Genomic DNA, 13,596 nt, shown 5'->3' with positions numbered 1-13,596 from the left:
CTCCCCCCGGGCCGCTGGCCCGGGCGGGGCACATGGCAGCTTCCCCCGTCACTCCCATTCGTCCGGCCATTCTTCTTCCAAAGGCTCCAGCTTCGACGGATCGAAACCTGCGGCGGGCAATAGCTCCACCCCCGCCTTGCTCATCCGGACCTCCACCCCGGCCGCGACGAGCGCAGCCTTCAGCCGGTCCACCTCGGAGAAGTCCTTGGTCTGCATGGCCATTTTCCGCAGCTCATCCAGCTTGCGGCCGAGCTCTGCAAGGCTCGGGCTGGAGCCGGTTCCGCTACTCATCGCGAGCCATTCCTGCCGAAACCGTTCTCGTGCCTCGTCCGACAGGAATCCGAGAAACCGCGCATTGTCCAAGAGCCGCTGCGGCTCGTTTCTAAGCCTCTTGAGAACATTGAGGGCTTCATGCGTGTTCAGATCATCCGCAAGCGCGTCGAGCATGGTGTCGCTCGGGCGGAACGAAGCCTGCGGTGTCGGTTCGAGATCCATGGTCTGCTTGTGCCAGTCGAAGATGAGCCGCTTCGCCTCCCGCGCCTTCTCCTCGGTCCAGTCCATGGGCTTGCGGTAATGGGTCTGCAGGAAGACGAGGCGGATCACCTCTCCGGGCACCTTCCAGCCGCCGCTCCAGTCGCCCTCCAGAAGATCGCGCACCGTGAAGAAGTTGCCGAGGGATTTCGACATCTTCTTGCCCTCCACCTGCAGCATCTCGTTGTGCAGCCAGTAGCGCGCGAAGCTGCCCTCGGGATGGGCGCAGCAGGATTGCGCGATCTCGTTCTCGTGGTGGGGGAACATGAGGTCGTTGCCGCCGCCGTGGATGTCGAAGGACACGCCGAGAAGCGCGTGGCTCATCGCCGAGCACTCGATGTGCCAGCCCGGCCGGCCGCGGCCCCAGGGGCTCTCCCAGCCGGGCTCTTCCGGCGTCGACGGCTTCCAGAGGACGAAATCCATCGGGTCGCGCTTGTAGGGCGCCACCTCCACCCGCGCGCCCGCGATCATGTCCTCGACCGAGCGGCCCGAGAGGCGTCCGTAATTCGCGTAGCTGCCCACCGCGAACAGGACATGTCCCTCGGCCTCGTAGGCGTGGCCGCGGGCGATGAGCGCCTCGATCATGGCGATCATCTGGGGGATGAAATCGGTCGCGTGGGGCTCGCGGAACCGCGGGTCGTCGGAATAGTCAACGCCAAGCGCGGCCATGTCCTCGTGGAACCACTCGGTGGTCTGCCGGGTCAGTTCGTCGATCCCGATGCCGCGCTCCTGCGCGCGGGCGATGATCTTGTCCTCGACATCGGTGATGTTGCGCACGTAGGTCACGTGCCCGGGGCCGTAGACATGGCGCAGCAGCCGGTAGAGCACGTCGAAGACGATGACGGGCCGCGCGTTGCCCAGATGGGCGCGGTCGTAGACCGTGGGCCCGCAGACATACATCCGCACGTTGCCGGGATCGAGCGGCGCGAACGCCTCCTTCCGGCGGGTTTGGCTGTTGGTCAGGCGGATCTCGGTCATGGCGCGCGTCCCTCTGGCGGGTCTGCCGCGGCGGGCTTAGCGATCTCGTCCGGAAATGGAAAGTGAAGACCGTCCCGCCGCCGTGACTCAGCGGATAATGCAGATGCGAATGCATGTGGCGACGGTGGTCATGAAGTTCCTGTAACAACACGCGCCGGCCCTGCCAAGAGCGTTGCGCGACAGGCCCCGCTCGGGCATGACTCAGTCCATGATGCACGACGACACCATCGCCTATTGCGACGGCTTGCCCGGCGCGCGCCGGGACAACCCGTTCGGCGCGGGCCTCACCTGCTGGATGGTGGGCTCCAGGGCCTTCGCGCTTCTCGCCGATGGCGGCGAGGCCCTGTCGCTCAGGGCCGACGGGGCCGAAAGCGCCGCCGAACGCCTGAGGGCCGCCTATACCGGCATGGCCCCGTTCCTGCCCCATGACGGCTGGATCGCGGTGGAGATATCTTCCACCTCCGAGGACGTGCTGAAGCGCCGGATCCGCGACAGCCATGACCGGGCGCTGCAAGAGCTTCCCGACACCGAACGCGCCCGGATCGCCGCCGCGGACTGACGCGCCGCCCGCGGCGGTTGACATCGCCGGCCGCCGGCGGTCCTTTCCGCCGCGGGTGGCGAAAGGGGACTTGCATGGAACTCTCGAGACGGATCAGGACGCTCAACGAAGGCGGCTCGGACGGCTGGGAGCTCTTCTATCGCGCGCGCGCCCTCAAGGCGGCGGGACAGCCGGTGACCGAACTCACCGTGGGCGAGCACGACGTGCCGACCCACCCCGAGATTCTCGCGGCGATGCAGTCGGCGGCGGCGGCCGGGCACACGGGCTACGCCATGGTGCCGGGCGTCGACGCGCTTCGGGACGCCGTCGCCGAGCGGGTCGCCGCGCGCACGGGCGTGCCGACGGGCCGGGAGAACGTGCTGATCACGCCGGGCGGTCAGGCCGGCCTCTTCGCCGCGCACATGGCGCTTTGCGACCCGGGCGACCGGGCGCTCTACCTCGATCCCTACTACGCCACCTACCCCGGCACGATCCGCGCGGCGGGCGCCGAGGCGGTGCGGGTGGAGACCCGGGCCGAGGACGGCTTCCAGCCGCAGGCGGAGGCGGTGGCGGAGAAGGCCGCGGGCGCGCGGTCGATCCTCGTCAACACGCCCAACAACCCGACGGGCGCCGTCTATCGCCGCGAGACGCTCGAGGGCCTCGCCCGCGTGGCCGAGGCGCATGATCTCTGGGTCGTCTCGGACGAGGTCTACGACACCCAGGTCTGGGAGGGAGCGCACGTCTCTCCGTGCGCCCTGCCCGGCATGGCCGCGCGCACGCTCGTCGTGGGCTCCATGTCGAAGAGCCACGCCATGACGGGCTCGCGGCTGGGCTGGATCGTCGGGCCGGAAGAGGCGGTCGCGCGGCTCATAGACCTCGCCACCGTGACCACCTACGGCGTGCCGGGCTACATCCAGGACGCGGGCATCTTCGCCCTGTCGCGTCCCGATCTCGAGGAGGCGGTGGCGGCCCCCTTCCGCCGCCGCCGCGCGCTGGCGCGGGACATCCTCGCGCGCCAGCAGGCAGTGGGCCTCGTGCCCGCCGAGGGGGCGATGTACGTGATGCTCGACATCCGCCGCACCGGGCTTTCGGGCATCGCCTTCGCGGATGGGCTGCTCGACGCGCACCGCATCGCCGTGATGCCCGGGGAAAGCTTCGGGCGCGCCGCGGCGGGCCATGTCAGGGTGGCGATGACGGTGCCCGATGACGCCTTCACCGAAGCGCTGGAGACGATCTGCGCCTTCGCGGCCGCACGCGCCGCCGAGGCAGTCTGAGGCCCGGGCCTTCGCCCATGAAAGAAGCGCGCGGGCGCGGTGTGTGACGAGCACGCGGTCGGGGGGCCGGTGTGGTGCGTGGCGAGCACGCACCCTACGCCGGTCGGGTGTGCGGTGCGCACGGCCGCCCCGGGTTGGCGCGGTGCGTGGCGACCACGCGCCCTCCGGGCACGAAAAGGCCGCCGGCGCGGATGCGGCGGCGGCCATCTACGGTCACTGAACGACTGCGATCAGCCGACGATCTCGAGCTCGGAGAAGAAGAACGCGATCTCCTGCGCAGCGGTCTCGGGCGCATCGGAGCCGTGCACCGAGTTCTCGCCGACCGATTCCGCGAACTCCGCACGGATGGTGCCCGGCGCGGCATCGGCGGGGTTCGTCGCGCCCATCACTTCGCGGTTCTTCGCGATCGCGCCCTCGCCCTCGAGCACCTGCACGACGACCGGTGCGGATGCCATGAACTCGCTGAGTTCGCCGAAGAAGGGGCGCTCCTTGTGGACGGCGTAGAAGGTCTGCGCCTGCTCGATCGTCATGCGAATGCGCTTCTGCGCGACGATGCGCAGTCCCGCCTCCTCGAACTTGGCGTTGATCTTGCCGGTGAGGTTCCGGCGGGTGGCGTCGGGCTTGATGATCGACAGCGTGCGTTCGGTGGCCATATCGGTCTGTCCTCGCAAGAAATGATGGGCGCGCCCCATGCCCGCCCGGTCACGTCGGGCGTGCGCCTAGCATGCAGACCCGCCCTTGAAAACCCGGGAAACGCCTCGGCCGCCCGGCGGTAGGCGCGCGCGCGCCGGCCCCCGGGGGGCATGTCGTCGCGATGGGCCAAAGCCCCGCTGGATGCCGGCCTGCGCCGCTGCTAGAGAGCGCACATGCTGCGTATCGAGAACATCTCCTTCTCCATGGAAGGCACCCCGCTGTTCCAGGAGGCCTCCGCCACGATTCCCGCCGGGCATAAGGTGGGGCTCGTGGGGCGGAATGGCACGGGCAAGTCCACGCTCTTTCGCCTGATCCGCGGCGAGCTGGCGCTGGAGGGCGGACGGATCGAGCTGCCGTCCCGCGCGCGCATCGGCGGCGTCGCCCAGGAGGCGCCGGCGAGCGCGGTGTCGCTCCTCGACACCGTGCTCGCCGCCGACGCCGAGCGCGCGGGGCTCCTGGCCGAGGCCGAAACGACCGAGGATCCCGACCGGATCGCCGAGGTCCAGACGCGTCTCGCGGACATCGACGCCTGGTCGGCCGAGGGGCGCGCGGCAGCGATCCTGAAGGGGCTCGGCTTCACCGAGGCGGAACAGGCGATGCCATGCTCGGCCTTCTCGGGCGGGTGGCGGATGCGTGTGGCGCTCGCTGGCGTGCTTTTCGCGCAGCCCGACCTGCTGCTGCTCGACGAGCCCACCAACTACCTCGACCTCGAAGGCGCGCTCTGGCTCGAGAGCTACCTCGCACGCTACCCGCACACGGTCATCGTCATCAGCCACGACCGGGACCTGCTGAACCGCGCCGTGGGCGCGATCCTAGAGCTTTCGGACCGCAAGCTCACGCTCTGGACGGGGACTTACGACCGTTTCGCGCGCGCCCGCGCCGAACGCCGCGCCGTGCAGGCGGCCGAGGCGAAGAAGCAGGAGGCGCGGCGCGCCCACATGCAAAGCTTCGTCGACCGGTTCCGCTACCAGGCGAACAAGGCGCGCCAGGCGCAGGCGCGCATCAAGATGATCGAGCGGATGGACCCGATCGCGGCCCCAGAGGAGGCGGCCAGGCAGGTCTTCACCTTCCCCGAGCCCGAGGCGCTTTCGCCGCCCATCATCCGCATCGAGGGCGGCGCGGCGGGGTACGACGGCACGCCGGTGCTGCGGCGGCTCGACCTGCGGATCGACCAGGACGACCGCATCGCGCTCCTCGGGCGGAACGGCCAGGGCAAATCCACGCTCGCCAAGCTGCTCGCCGACCGGCTGCCGCTGATGGAAGGTCGCAAGACCACCGCCGCGAAGCTGCGCGTGGGCTATTTCGCGCAGCACCAGCTAGATGAGCTGCGCGAAGGCGAGACACCGCTCGAGCATCTCGCCCGCGCCCGGCCGAACGTGCCCCCTGCGAAGCTTCGCGCGCGGCTTGCGGGATTCGGGCTTCATGCCGAGCAGGTCGATACGGTCACCGTGCGCCTGTCCGGCGGGCAGAAGGCGCGGCTGGCGCTCCTGCTGGCGACGCTCGACGCGCCGCATCTGCTGATCCTCGACGAGCCGACCAACCACCTCGACATGGAAAGCCGCGAGGCGCTCGTCGAGGCGCTCAACGCCTATAGCGGCGCGGTGATCCTCGTCTCTCACGACATGCATCTGCTCAATCTCGTGGCCGACCGGCTCTGGCTGGTGTCGGGCGGGACGGTGGCGCCTTACGACGAGGATCTCGACGCCTACCGCCGCTTCCTTCTGGAAGAGTCCAGGGCGCCGCGCGACGCGCCCCGGCCCGCCGCGCCCGAACGGCCGCGCCGGCCCTCGCGCGAGCGGATGGCCGAGTTGCGCCAGGAGGTCCGCAAATGCGAGGCGCGCCTCGAAAAGCTAACCGAGATGCGCGACAGGCTGGCGGAAAAGCTCGCCGATCCGGAGCTTTACGCGCCCGAACGCACCGATGAGGCCACGGTCTGGCAGCGCAAGTACGCCGAGGTCATGGAAGGGCTGGACCGCGCCGAGGCGCTCTGGGTCCGCGCCGTCGAGCGTCTGGAGACCGCCGGCGGCAGCTGAGGCGTTAAACGTTTCAAAAGCTCTCGCATGATAGCGATTCGGCATCCGGAAGGGAGGCGCCCGATGCCGCAACTCGCTCTCGCCATGCTCTGTCTCGCCATGCTCGTCTCGGGGCCGGTGCTCGCGCTCACCGGCGCGCCGCCGCGGCCGGGCGCCCCGGTTCTGGTGGTGGCCCCGCCCTGGGCCGGGATCGACACGATGATCCGGGAGGCCGGCGGCTGGCCGGTCGCGCCGGTTTCGCCACCCTTCGGGCGCCTCGCCCAGTTCTCCGGGCCGGGTTTCGCGCCCGCGCTCCGCGCGCAGGGCGCCTGGGCGGTGGCCAATGCGGGTATTTTCGCCGCCATCTGCGGAGGCCGGGCATGACCGCCGCCACCGACACCGAAACCGGGCTGGAGGTCGCCCGCAACGCGGGGCTGCGACTGATCGTGCGGCTTTGCTTCGCGCTTGTTCCGTTCTCCGCGCTGGCGGCGGCGGTCGCCGGCAATCCCGTCTGGCCGCCGCTTCTGGCCGCGGCGCTCTTCGCGGGCTTGGGCGCCCTGGGCGCAAGCGCGGCCGGACGCATGGGCCGGATCGCCGCGGCGCTGGGCCTCGTCGGTCAGGCCATCGCGATTACCGCGGCGCTCGCGGGACATGCCTGGCAGCTCGACAGTCACATGATCTTCTTCGCCCTTCTCGCGGCGACGCTCGTCATGTCCGACGAGGTGGCAGTGCTGGCCGCCGCCGCCGCGATCGCCGCACATCACCTGATGCTCACCCTGGCGCTGCCCGCGCTGATCTACCCCTCGCTCGGCCTCGCCAACGATCTGTCGCGCACGCTCTTCCACGGCCTCGTCGTGACGATCGAGGCCGGCGCGCTCTGGTGGGCGATCCGCAGCCGCAACCGCCTGGAGGCCGAGCGGGCCGACGCCGATGCCCGCGCCCGGGCGGAGGCCGCCCGGCGGGCGGCGGAGCAATCCTGCCTCGAGGAGGAGCGCACGGCGGTCGTCGCCGCCTTGCAACGGGCCCTTCATGCGCTCGCGGACGGCGATCTGGGCGCGCGGATCGACGACGTCTTCGCGGGCCGTTACGAGGATCTGCGCCACGACTTCAACGGCGCCTGCACGGAACTTTCGCAGGCCATCGCGTCGGTTCACGCCAGCGCGGAGGCCGTGCGTTCCGAAACCCAGAGCATCGCCGGAGCCTCGACGACGCTTTCGCAACGCAGCGAGAAGCAGGCCGCGACGCTTGCCGAAATCGTCGGTGCGGCAGACAGGATCGCCGCACGGATCCGCGAGCAGGCCGCCGCGGCCGCCAATGCCGAAAGCCGCGCCGCCTCCGCGCACAAGCGCGCCGAGGAGTCGAAGTCCGTCGTCCAGAGCGCCGAGCAGACCATGCGCGACATCCAGGAGGCGTCCCGCGAGATCGGCCAGATCACGGGCGTCATCAACGAGATCGCCTTCCAGACCAACCTGCTCGCGCTCAACGCCAATGTCGAGGCGAGCCGGGCGGGCGACGCGGGTCGGGGCTTTTCCATCGTCGCGGACGAGGTGCGCGCGCTGGCGCAACGCTCGGCGGACGCCGCCGAGCGGATCGGCACGCTCATCTCGGAGTCCGACGCCAGGATCGACAAGGGCGTGCAGATCGCCGGCACCGCCGCCGAGGCGCTGACGCGTATCGGAGAGGAGGTCGCGACCCTGTCGGAGCACGTCAGTGCGATCTCCCTCTCCGCGACCGAGCAGTCGAGCGCGGTCGACGAGATCAACGGCGCGATGCACGAACTCGACCAGATGTCGCAAAGGAACGTGGCCATGTTCGAGGAAACCTCGGCGGCAAGCCTTGTCCTGCAGGAACGCGCCGAAAGCCTGTCCGAGGTGGTGGCCCGTTTCCGCGGCGCCGACGGTCCCGCCACGGAAGCCGGGCCGGCAAGGAGCGCCCTGGCGCCGACAGCGGCATACGAGGACCGGACACACCGCATCGCAGGCTGACGCGTCCCGGCCCGGACCAGGATCCGCGGCCCGAAAGCGACCCGGCGCAGGACAGGTCGATGGCGCGGCGATGACCGTGAAACGCTCCCGGGACGCGGCGGAAGAACGGCACCGTCCGCGAGGCCGCGAGTCTTGCGCATCTGCGTCTTCGGGGAAAGACTGCGCGCATGGAGCCCGCCTTTCTCGTCGTCGCCTTCACGACCTTGTTCGTCGTCATCGATCCGGTGGGCCTCACCCCCGTCTTCGTCGCGCTGACACCCGGAATGACGCTTGCCGAACGACGCGCCATTGCGCTGCGCGCCTGCGTGATCGCCATCGCGATCCTCGCGCTTTTCGGAGCGTTCGGCGAGGCGGTTCTGGGCTTCATCGGGATCTCGATGCCCGCCTTCCGCATTGCCGGCGGGATCCTGCTTTTCCTCACCGCGCTCGACATGCTGTTCGAGCGGCGCGCCCAGCGGCGCCAGGACCAGGCCAGCGAAGATCGTCCCGACCCGTCGGTGTTCCCACTGGCGATCCCGCTCCTGGCCGGACCGGGCGCCATCGCCTCGATGATCCTGCTGACCGAGGAGAACCCCGGCCTTCTGGGGCTGGCCTGGGTCACGGGGGTGATGGCGACGGTGGTCGCGATCGCGTTCATCCTTTTCCTCGCAAGCGGCCTCATCGAACGGGCGCTCGGGCGGGTGGGCGTCAACGTGGTCACCCGGCTTCTGGGGATGCTGCTCGCCGCGCTGTCCGTGCAGTTCGTGCTGGACGGATTCCGCGCCTTCGGGCTGGCGGGGTCCTGACATCCGGGGCCGGTGTGCCTACATCCCCATTCAACCGCCAGAGGGCCGCCGCCGATGACCGGAGACCAGATCGCCCAACTGACCTACCTCGCCCTTCTGGGTGGGGCGATCGCGTTCTGGCTTCTGCTGCGCAACCGGACGCGCCTGGGACAGATGGCGCAATACGCCGCGGTCTGGGGGCTGATCTTTCTCGGCGCGATCGCGGCGGTGGGGCTCTGGGGCGACATCCGCCAGACGGTGGCGCCGCGCCAGAACGTGCTGGCCGATCAGGGCCGGATCACGGTCCCGCGCGCACCCGACGGGCACTATTACCTCACCCTCGACGTGAACGGCGTCCCCGTGCGCTTCGTGGTGGACACGGGCGCGAGCCAGGTCGTCCTCACGCGGGCCGACGCCGCGCGGGCGGGCATCGACACGGCGTCCCTTGCCTTTCTCGGCCGGGCCATGACCGCGAATGGCGAGGTGGCCACCGCGCCCGTGAGGCTCGACAGCATCGGCACGGGTCCGATCCGCGACGAGGGCTTCAACGCCTGGGTCAACGCGGGCGAGATGCGCGAGTCGCTCCTGGGGATGAGCTACCTGCAACGCTTCGGCACGATCCGGATCTCGGATGGCGAGCTTGTGCTGACCCGGTGAGGCCCGGGCGCCATCCCCGCGTCGGGCGCGGGCCTCGATCCGCGATCGCCCCACCCTTCAGGCCGGCGCCTCCACAGACCGGTCCGCGCGCAGACGCCCGGCGGCCAGCGCCGAGGCCGTGAGCATGACCGCCGCCGTCCCGAGCATGAGCGCCAGCCCCCCGAGCTGGTAGGTGAGCCCCGACAGAACCGTCCCGAGAAGCCGGCCCGCCGCATTCGCCATGTAGTAGAAGCCAACATCCATCGTGACCCGCTCGGCCCGCGTGAAGTCGAGGATCAGGTAGGAGTGCAGCGACGAGTTCACCGCGAAGATCGCGCCGAAGACCAGAAGCCCCGCGACCAGCGTTGCGGTCAGCCAGGCTTGCGGCCCGGGCGAGAGGAGCGCGGCGACGGCGAGCGCGGCGGGCACGAGAAACAGGCCCCAGGCCCAGCCCCGCGCCGCGTGCACCAGCTCGGCCTCCGGGCGCAGGGCGGCGCGCAGCAGCCGCGGTGCCGCGGCCTGGACCGCCCCGTAAAGGATGATCCAGAGCGCCATGAAGCTCCCGATGAGGAAGAAGGCCGCGCGGTTGCCCGCCTCCGTGCCGTCCGAGAGGACCGCGTAGAAATAGATCGGGATGCCGACGACGAACCAGACGTCGCGCGCACCGAAAAGGAACACCCGCGCCGCCGACAGCCAGTTCACGTTGGCCGATTTCGAGAACACCTCGGAAAATTTCGCCCCCTTGCGCCCTTTCGGAAGGCCCGGCGGCATGACGATCAGCACGGCGACGAGGATCGCCGCCAGCACCGCCGCCATGGCGAGAACCGCCCACGCGAAGCCGAGCGTGGCCAGGAGCGCGGCGCCCAGCAGGAAGCCCAGGCCCTTCACCGCGTTCTTCGACCCCGTCAGCAGCGCCACCCACCGAAAGAGGCCGCCTTGCCCGGCCGGCGCCAGGATCTTCACCGCCGACTTCGACGACATCTTTGCGAGATCCTTGGCCACGCCGCTCGCCCCCTGGACGAGCATGACATAGGCCACCGATAGGCCGATCGCCCAGTCCGGGTCGAGCCGCGCCAGCGCGACGAGGGCCACGACCTGGATCGCGAGCCCGGCATAGAGCGTCGAGGTCAGCCCGAACCGCGCCGCGATCCACCCGGCCGCGAGGTTCGTGATCATCCCGGCGATCTCGTAGAGCACGAAGAGATAGGCAAGCTGCACCGGCGTGAAGCCCAGCGTGTGGAAATGCAGCAGCACCAGCATCCTGAGCGCGCCGTCGGTCAGCATGAACGCCCAGTAGGCCGCCGTCACGGCGACGTAGGCGGAAAGACCGTCGGGCCGCGCGCTCACAGCGACGCGCCCACCATCAGCGCCACGTCCACCAGCCGGTGCGCGTAGCCCATCTCGTTGTCGTACCACGCGTAGACCTTCACCTGCGTGCCGTTCACCACCATGGTCGAGGGCGCGTCCACGATACCCGACCGGGTATCGTTGGTGTAGTCGGTCGAGACGAGCGGGCGTTCCTCGTAGCCGAGGATACCCGAAAGCGGCCCCTCGGCCGCGGCCGCGAAGAGCGCGTTCACCTCATCGACATCGGTCGCGCGCTCCACCTCGAAGACGCAGTCGGTGATGGAGGCGTTCAGAAGCGGCACGCGCACGGCATGGCCATCGAGCCGGCCGGCGAGCTCGGGGTAGATGAGGGTGATCGCCGTCGCGCTGCCGGTCGTCGTCGGGATCATCGAATTGAGCGCCGAGCGCGCCCGGCGCAGATCCTTCGCCGGGCGATCCACGATGGTCTGGGTGTTGGTCACGTTGTGGATCGTGGTGATGGAGCCGTGGCGGATGCCGAGGCTGTCGTGCAGCACCTTCACCACCGGCGCGAGGCAGTTCGTGGTGCAGGACGCGGCGGTGACGATCCGGTGGGCCACGGGATCGTAGATGTCGTGATTGACGCCGTAGACGATGTTGGCGGTGGGGCCGTCCTTGACCGGAGCGGAGACGACCACCTTCTTCACGCCCGCCTCGAAATAGGGCGCGAGCGCTGCCTCGGTCTTGAAGACGCCGGTGCAGTCGATGACCACGTCCACGCCCTCGAGCGGCAGGTCGGAAAGATCCCGCGCGCCGACGAAAGGCAGGCGCGTGCCGTCGATGGTGACGGAGGCGTCGTCATGTGCGAAGGCTGCGTCCCAGCGGCCATGCACCGTGTCGAACTCGAGCAGATGGGCGTGCATCGCCGGATCGCCGATCGCGTCGTTGATCCAGGCGAGCGTCGCCCCACGTTCGAGCAGCGGCTTGAGGGCAAGCTTGCCGATCCGCCCCAGGCCGTTCACCGCGTAGACCGTCATGCCGGCGCCCCGTTGCTCGCGTGGCCAATCTCGTCCACCGCCTTCTGGAGCGAAATCCGGTCGAGCGAGGCCAAAGGCAGCGCGGCAAAGGCGCGGATGCGATTGCGCAGCGCCCCGTAGGCCTGCTGGAAGGCGAGGCTCTTCTCGGCGTCGGTTCCCTCCACCTGCACCGGGTCGGGCATGCCCCAGTGGGCGCTGATCGGCTGCCCCTGCCAGGCGGGGCATTCCTCGTTGGCGGCCTGGTTGCAGACCGTGAAGACGAAATCGAACTTGGGCGCGTCGTCGCCCTGGAATTCCGACAGGTTCTTCGCGCGCAGCACGGAGATGTCGTGCCCCTTCTGCGCCAGCACCTCCAGCGCGAAGGGATTGAGTTCGGAATAGGGTTTCGTGCCGGCCGAATAGGCTTCGAAGCGGTCGCCGGCCTCCTTGCGAAGAATGGACTCGGCGAAGATCGACCGCGCCGAGTTGCCGGTGCAGATGAAGAGCACCTTGTAAAGGTTTTCGGGCATGGGAAGTTTTCCTGTCGTGGAGGGATCGGTCAGAGGCGGGCAAAGTTCCGGCCGCCCGCGGCAGCAGTCGCGCAGCAGGTAGTCGAGGGTGCCCCGCACCTCCGTCATGTCGACCGTGTAGCGAAGCGACGTGCCCGCACGCTCCTGCGTGACGAGGCCGGCCTGCATCAGCGCGGCCAGGTAGGACGACAAGGTGGAGGGCTTGAGATCCAGCGCACAGGCCAGCTCACCGGCCGGCACGCGGTCGGGGTAACGGCGCATGAGCAGCCGGAAGAGGGCCAGCCGCTGCGGGTGGCCGAGTGTCGAAAGGCGGTCGGAGGCAGTAATTTCCATATTTCGTGAATATATGAAATATGAGCTTTCGCAAGTTCTTTTTCCCGCTTGGGGGGCAAAGGATCGTCCCGGGTTTCCGCCGGCTGCGGTTGCGTCAGGCAGCGTCAGGCCGCGCTGCGCCACGGCCGCGTGCCGGCCCCGCTCAGCCCGGCAAGCGTGGCGGCGATGCGCGCGGGCTCAGCACCGCCCCAGAAGACGCGACAGTGCCAGGGGAAGCGGCCAGCGGTTCATCGTGTAGACATGGATGGAGGGGGCGCCGTAGGCGATGAGGCGCCGGGCCTGCTCGACCGTGGCCGCCGCCGCGAGATAGGGCTGCATCTCGGGCTTGTCCTCGCTCTCCCGGAAGAGCCGTTCCAGCCAGTCGGGCACCGTCGTGCCGTTGGCCCTGGCGAAGCTCCGCACACGCGCCCACCCCTCGAGCGGCATGAGGCCGGGCACGATCGGCGCGTCGATGCCATGGCGCGCACATGCCTCGAGGAACCGCCCGTAAGCCGCCGGGTCCAGCACGAATTGGCAATAGGCCATGTGCGCCCCGGCATCGAGCTTCAGCTTCAGGTGGTCGATATCCTGGTCGAGCGTGCCGGCCTCGGGGTGCTTTTCGGGATAGGCGGCGACGGCGATCCGGAACGGGTGCCGCTCTGCAAGCGCCGCGACGAGGTCCGAGGCATGCGCGAAGCCCGGCGGCAGCGGACCCTCCATCGCGTGGGGCTGATCCCCCCGCAGCGCAAGGATGTCGCGGATCCCGGCCTGCCAGAGACCCTCCGCCGTCTCGAGCGCCGCCCGCCGCGACAGACCCAGCGCCGTCAGGTGCGCCATGACGGGTCGCCCGGTCAGGCGCGCCACCTCCACCGCGCTGTCGTGGGTGCCCGCGCGCGTGGTGCCGCCCGCGCCCATCGTGACGGAGAACCCCTCGCTGGCAGCCGGGGCGAGGCGCTCGACGGTCTCGCGGAACTGTGCATGGCGGCGCTCCGACCGTGGCGGAAACAGTTCGAACCCCATGG

General features: G+C 69.7%; 13 protein-coding genes. 7 read left to right on the top strand and 6 right to left on the bottom strand.

Annotated elements, in window-relative coordinates; genetic code table 11:
- Positions 1-48: 48 nt before the first annotated feature.
- Positions 49-1,509, bottom strand: a complete 1,461-nt coding sequence (gene cysS / locus AB6A69_RS02915) for a cysteine--tRNA ligase (RefSeq protein ID WP_371059606.1) — start codon at positions 1,507-1,509, stop codon at positions 49-51.
- Positions 1,510-1,705: 196 nt separating this feature from the next.
- Between cysS and AB6A69_RS02910 the strand changes: the two genes are divergently transcribed.
- Both AB6A69_RS02910 and AB6A69_RS02905 read left to right on the top strand, forming a co-directional pair.
- A complete protein-coding gene (locus AB6A69_RS02910; protein WP_371059605.1) occupies positions 1,706-2,068 on the top strand; it encodes an MmcQ/YjbR family DNA-binding protein in 363 nt (120 codons plus the stop codon).
- A gap of 74 nt (positions 2,069-2,142) precedes the next feature.
- A complete protein-coding gene (locus tag AB6A69_RS02905; protein ID WP_371059604.1) occupies positions 2,143-3,321 on the top strand; it encodes a pyridoxal phosphate-dependent aminotransferase in 1,179 nt (392 codons plus the stop codon).
- Positions 3,322-3,551: 230 nt separating this feature from the next.
- Here AB6A69_RS02905 and ndk read toward each other — a convergent pair whose 3' ends face one another.
- Positions 3,552-3,974, bottom strand: coding sequence for a nucleoside-diphosphate kinase (gene ndk / locus AB6A69_RS02900; protein WP_371054277.1), 423 nt, complete (start codon positions 3,972-3,974; stop codon positions 3,552-3,554).
- Between the two features lie 213 nt (positions 3,975-4,187).
- Here ndk and AB6A69_RS02895 point away from each other — a divergent pair, with 213 nt between their 5' ends.
- The 5 genes from AB6A69_RS02895 (at position 4,188) to AB6A69_RS02875 (ending at position 9,432) form a co-directional block, all read left to right on the top strand.
- On the top strand, positions 4,188-6,047 hold the full coding sequence (locus AB6A69_RS02895; protein WP_371059603.1) for an ABC-F family ATP-binding cassette domain-containing protein: 1,860 nt from the start codon (positions 4,188-4,190) through the stop codon (positions 6,045-6,047).
- Positions 6,048-6,110: 63 nt separating this feature from the next.
- Positions 6,111-6,410 (top strand): hypothetical protein, encoded by a 300-nt coding sequence (locus AB6A69_RS02890; RefSeq protein WP_371059602.1) that lies wholly within the window; start codon positions 6,111-6,113, stop codon positions 6,408-6,410.
- The gene (locus AB6A69_RS02885; protein ID WP_371059601.1) at positions 6,407-8,011 is read left to right on the top strand and encodes a methyl-accepting chemotaxis protein; all 1,605 of its coding nucleotides are present in this window, start codon (positions 6,407-6,409) and stop codon (positions 8,009-8,011) included. Before AB6A69_RS02890 ends, AB6A69_RS02885 begins: the two co-directional genes overlap by 4 nt.
- A gap of 167 nt (positions 8,012-8,178) precedes the next feature.
- Positions 8,179-8,796 carry a MarC family protein gene (locus AB6A69_RS02880; RefSeq protein ID WP_371059600.1) on the top strand — a complete coding sequence of 206 codons (618 nt, stop codon included), beginning with the start codon at positions 8,179-8,181 and terminating at the stop codon, positions 8,794-8,796.
- A 54-nt stretch (positions 8,797-8,850) separates the two neighbouring features.
- Positions 8,851-9,432, top strand: coding sequence for a TIGR02281 family clan AA aspartic protease (locus AB6A69_RS02875; RefSeq protein ID WP_371059599.1), 582 nt, complete (start codon positions 8,851-8,853; stop codon positions 9,430-9,432).
- Positions 9,433-9,489: 57 nt separating this feature from the next.
- Here AB6A69_RS02875 and arsJ read toward each other — a convergent pair whose 3' ends face one another.
- The 4 genes from arsJ to AB6A69_RS02855 form a co-directional block, all read right to left on the bottom strand.
- On the bottom strand, positions 9,490-10,758 hold the full coding sequence (arsJ, locus tag AB6A69_RS02870; protein WP_371059598.1) for an organoarsenical effux MFS transporter ArsJ: 1,269 nt from the start codon (positions 10,756-10,758) through the stop codon (positions 9,490-9,492).
- Positions 10,755-11,753, bottom strand: a complete 999-nt coding sequence (locus tag AB6A69_RS02865) for an ArsJ-associated glyceraldehyde-3-phosphate dehydrogenase (RefSeq protein WP_371059597.1) — start codon at positions 11,751-11,753, stop codon at positions 10,755-10,757. The genes arsJ and AB6A69_RS02865 overlap by 4 nt, the downstream gene beginning before the upstream one ends.
- The gene (locus tag AB6A69_RS02860) at positions 11,750-12,595 is read right to left on the bottom strand and encodes a helix-turn-helix domain-containing protein (protein ID WP_371059595.1); all 846 of its coding nucleotides are present in this window, start codon (positions 12,593-12,595) and stop codon (positions 11,750-11,752) included. The genes AB6A69_RS02865 and AB6A69_RS02860 overlap by 4 nt, the downstream gene beginning before the upstream one ends.
- A 177-nt stretch (positions 12,596-12,772) precedes the next feature.
- Complete coding sequence (locus AB6A69_RS02855; RefSeq protein ID WP_371059594.1) at positions 12,773-13,594, bottom strand: methylenetetrahydrofolate reductase; 822 nt, start codon at positions 13,592-13,594, stop codon at positions 12,773-12,775.
- Between the last annotated feature and the right edge of the window lie 2 nt (positions 13,595-13,596).

It is taken from the genome of Rhodosalinus sp. 5P4 (genome assembly GCF_041365695.1).
GTDB lineage: Bacteria > Pseudomonadota > Alphaproteobacteria > Rhodobacterales > Rhodobacteraceae > Rhodosalinus.
Note: the sequence above shows the minus strand (reverse complement) of the source record. Positions and strands in the feature narration are given on the sequence as shown.

Excerpts from the sequence above, each read along its gene's own strand:
- cysS (WP_371059606.1), bottom strand. The coding sequence starts at position 1,509 with ATGACCGAGATCCGCCTGACCAACAGCCAAACCCGCCGGAAGGAGGCG.
- AB6A69_RS02910 (WP_371059605.1), top strand. The coding sequence starts at position 1,706 with ATGACTCAGTCCATGATGCACGACGACACCATCGCCTATTGCGACGGC.
- AB6A69_RS02905 (WP_371059604.1), top strand. The coding sequence starts at position 2,143 with ATGGAACTCTCGAGACGGATCAGGACGCTCAACGAAGGCGGCTCGGAC.
- ndk (WP_371054277.1), bottom strand. The coding sequence starts at position 3,974 with ATGGCCACCGAACGCACGCTGTCGATCATCAAGCCCGACGCCACCCGC.
- AB6A69_RS02895 (WP_371059603.1), top strand. The coding sequence starts at position 4,188 with ATGCTGCGTATCGAGAACATCTCCTTCTCCATGGAAGGCACCCCGCTG.
- AB6A69_RS02890 (WP_371059602.1), top strand. The coding sequence starts at position 6,111 with ATGCCGCAACTCGCTCTCGCCATGCTCTGTCTCGCCATGCTCGTCTCG.
- AB6A69_RS02885 (WP_371059601.1), top strand. The coding sequence starts at position 6,407 with ATGACCGCCGCCACCGACACCGAAACCGGGCTGGAGGTCGCCCGCAAC.
- AB6A69_RS02880 (WP_371059600.1), top strand. The coding sequence starts at position 8,179 with ATGGAGCCCGCCTTTCTCGTCGTCGCCTTCACGACCTTGTTCGTCGTC.
- AB6A69_RS02875 (WP_371059599.1), top strand. The coding sequence starts at position 8,851 with ATGACCGGAGACCAGATCGCCCAACTGACCTACCTCGCCCTTCTGGGT.
- AB6A69_RS02865 (WP_371059597.1), bottom strand. The coding sequence starts at position 11,753 with ATGACGGTCTACGCGGTGAACGGCCTGGGGCGGATCGGCAAGCTTGCC.
- AB6A69_RS02860 (WP_371059595.1), bottom strand. The coding sequence starts at position 12,595 with ATGGAAATTACTGCCTCCGACCGCCTTTCGACACTCGGCCACCCGCAG.
- AB6A69_RS02855 (WP_371059594.1), bottom strand. The coding sequence starts at position 13,594 with ATGGGGTTCGAACTGTTTCCGCCACGGTCGGAGCGCCGCCATGCACAG.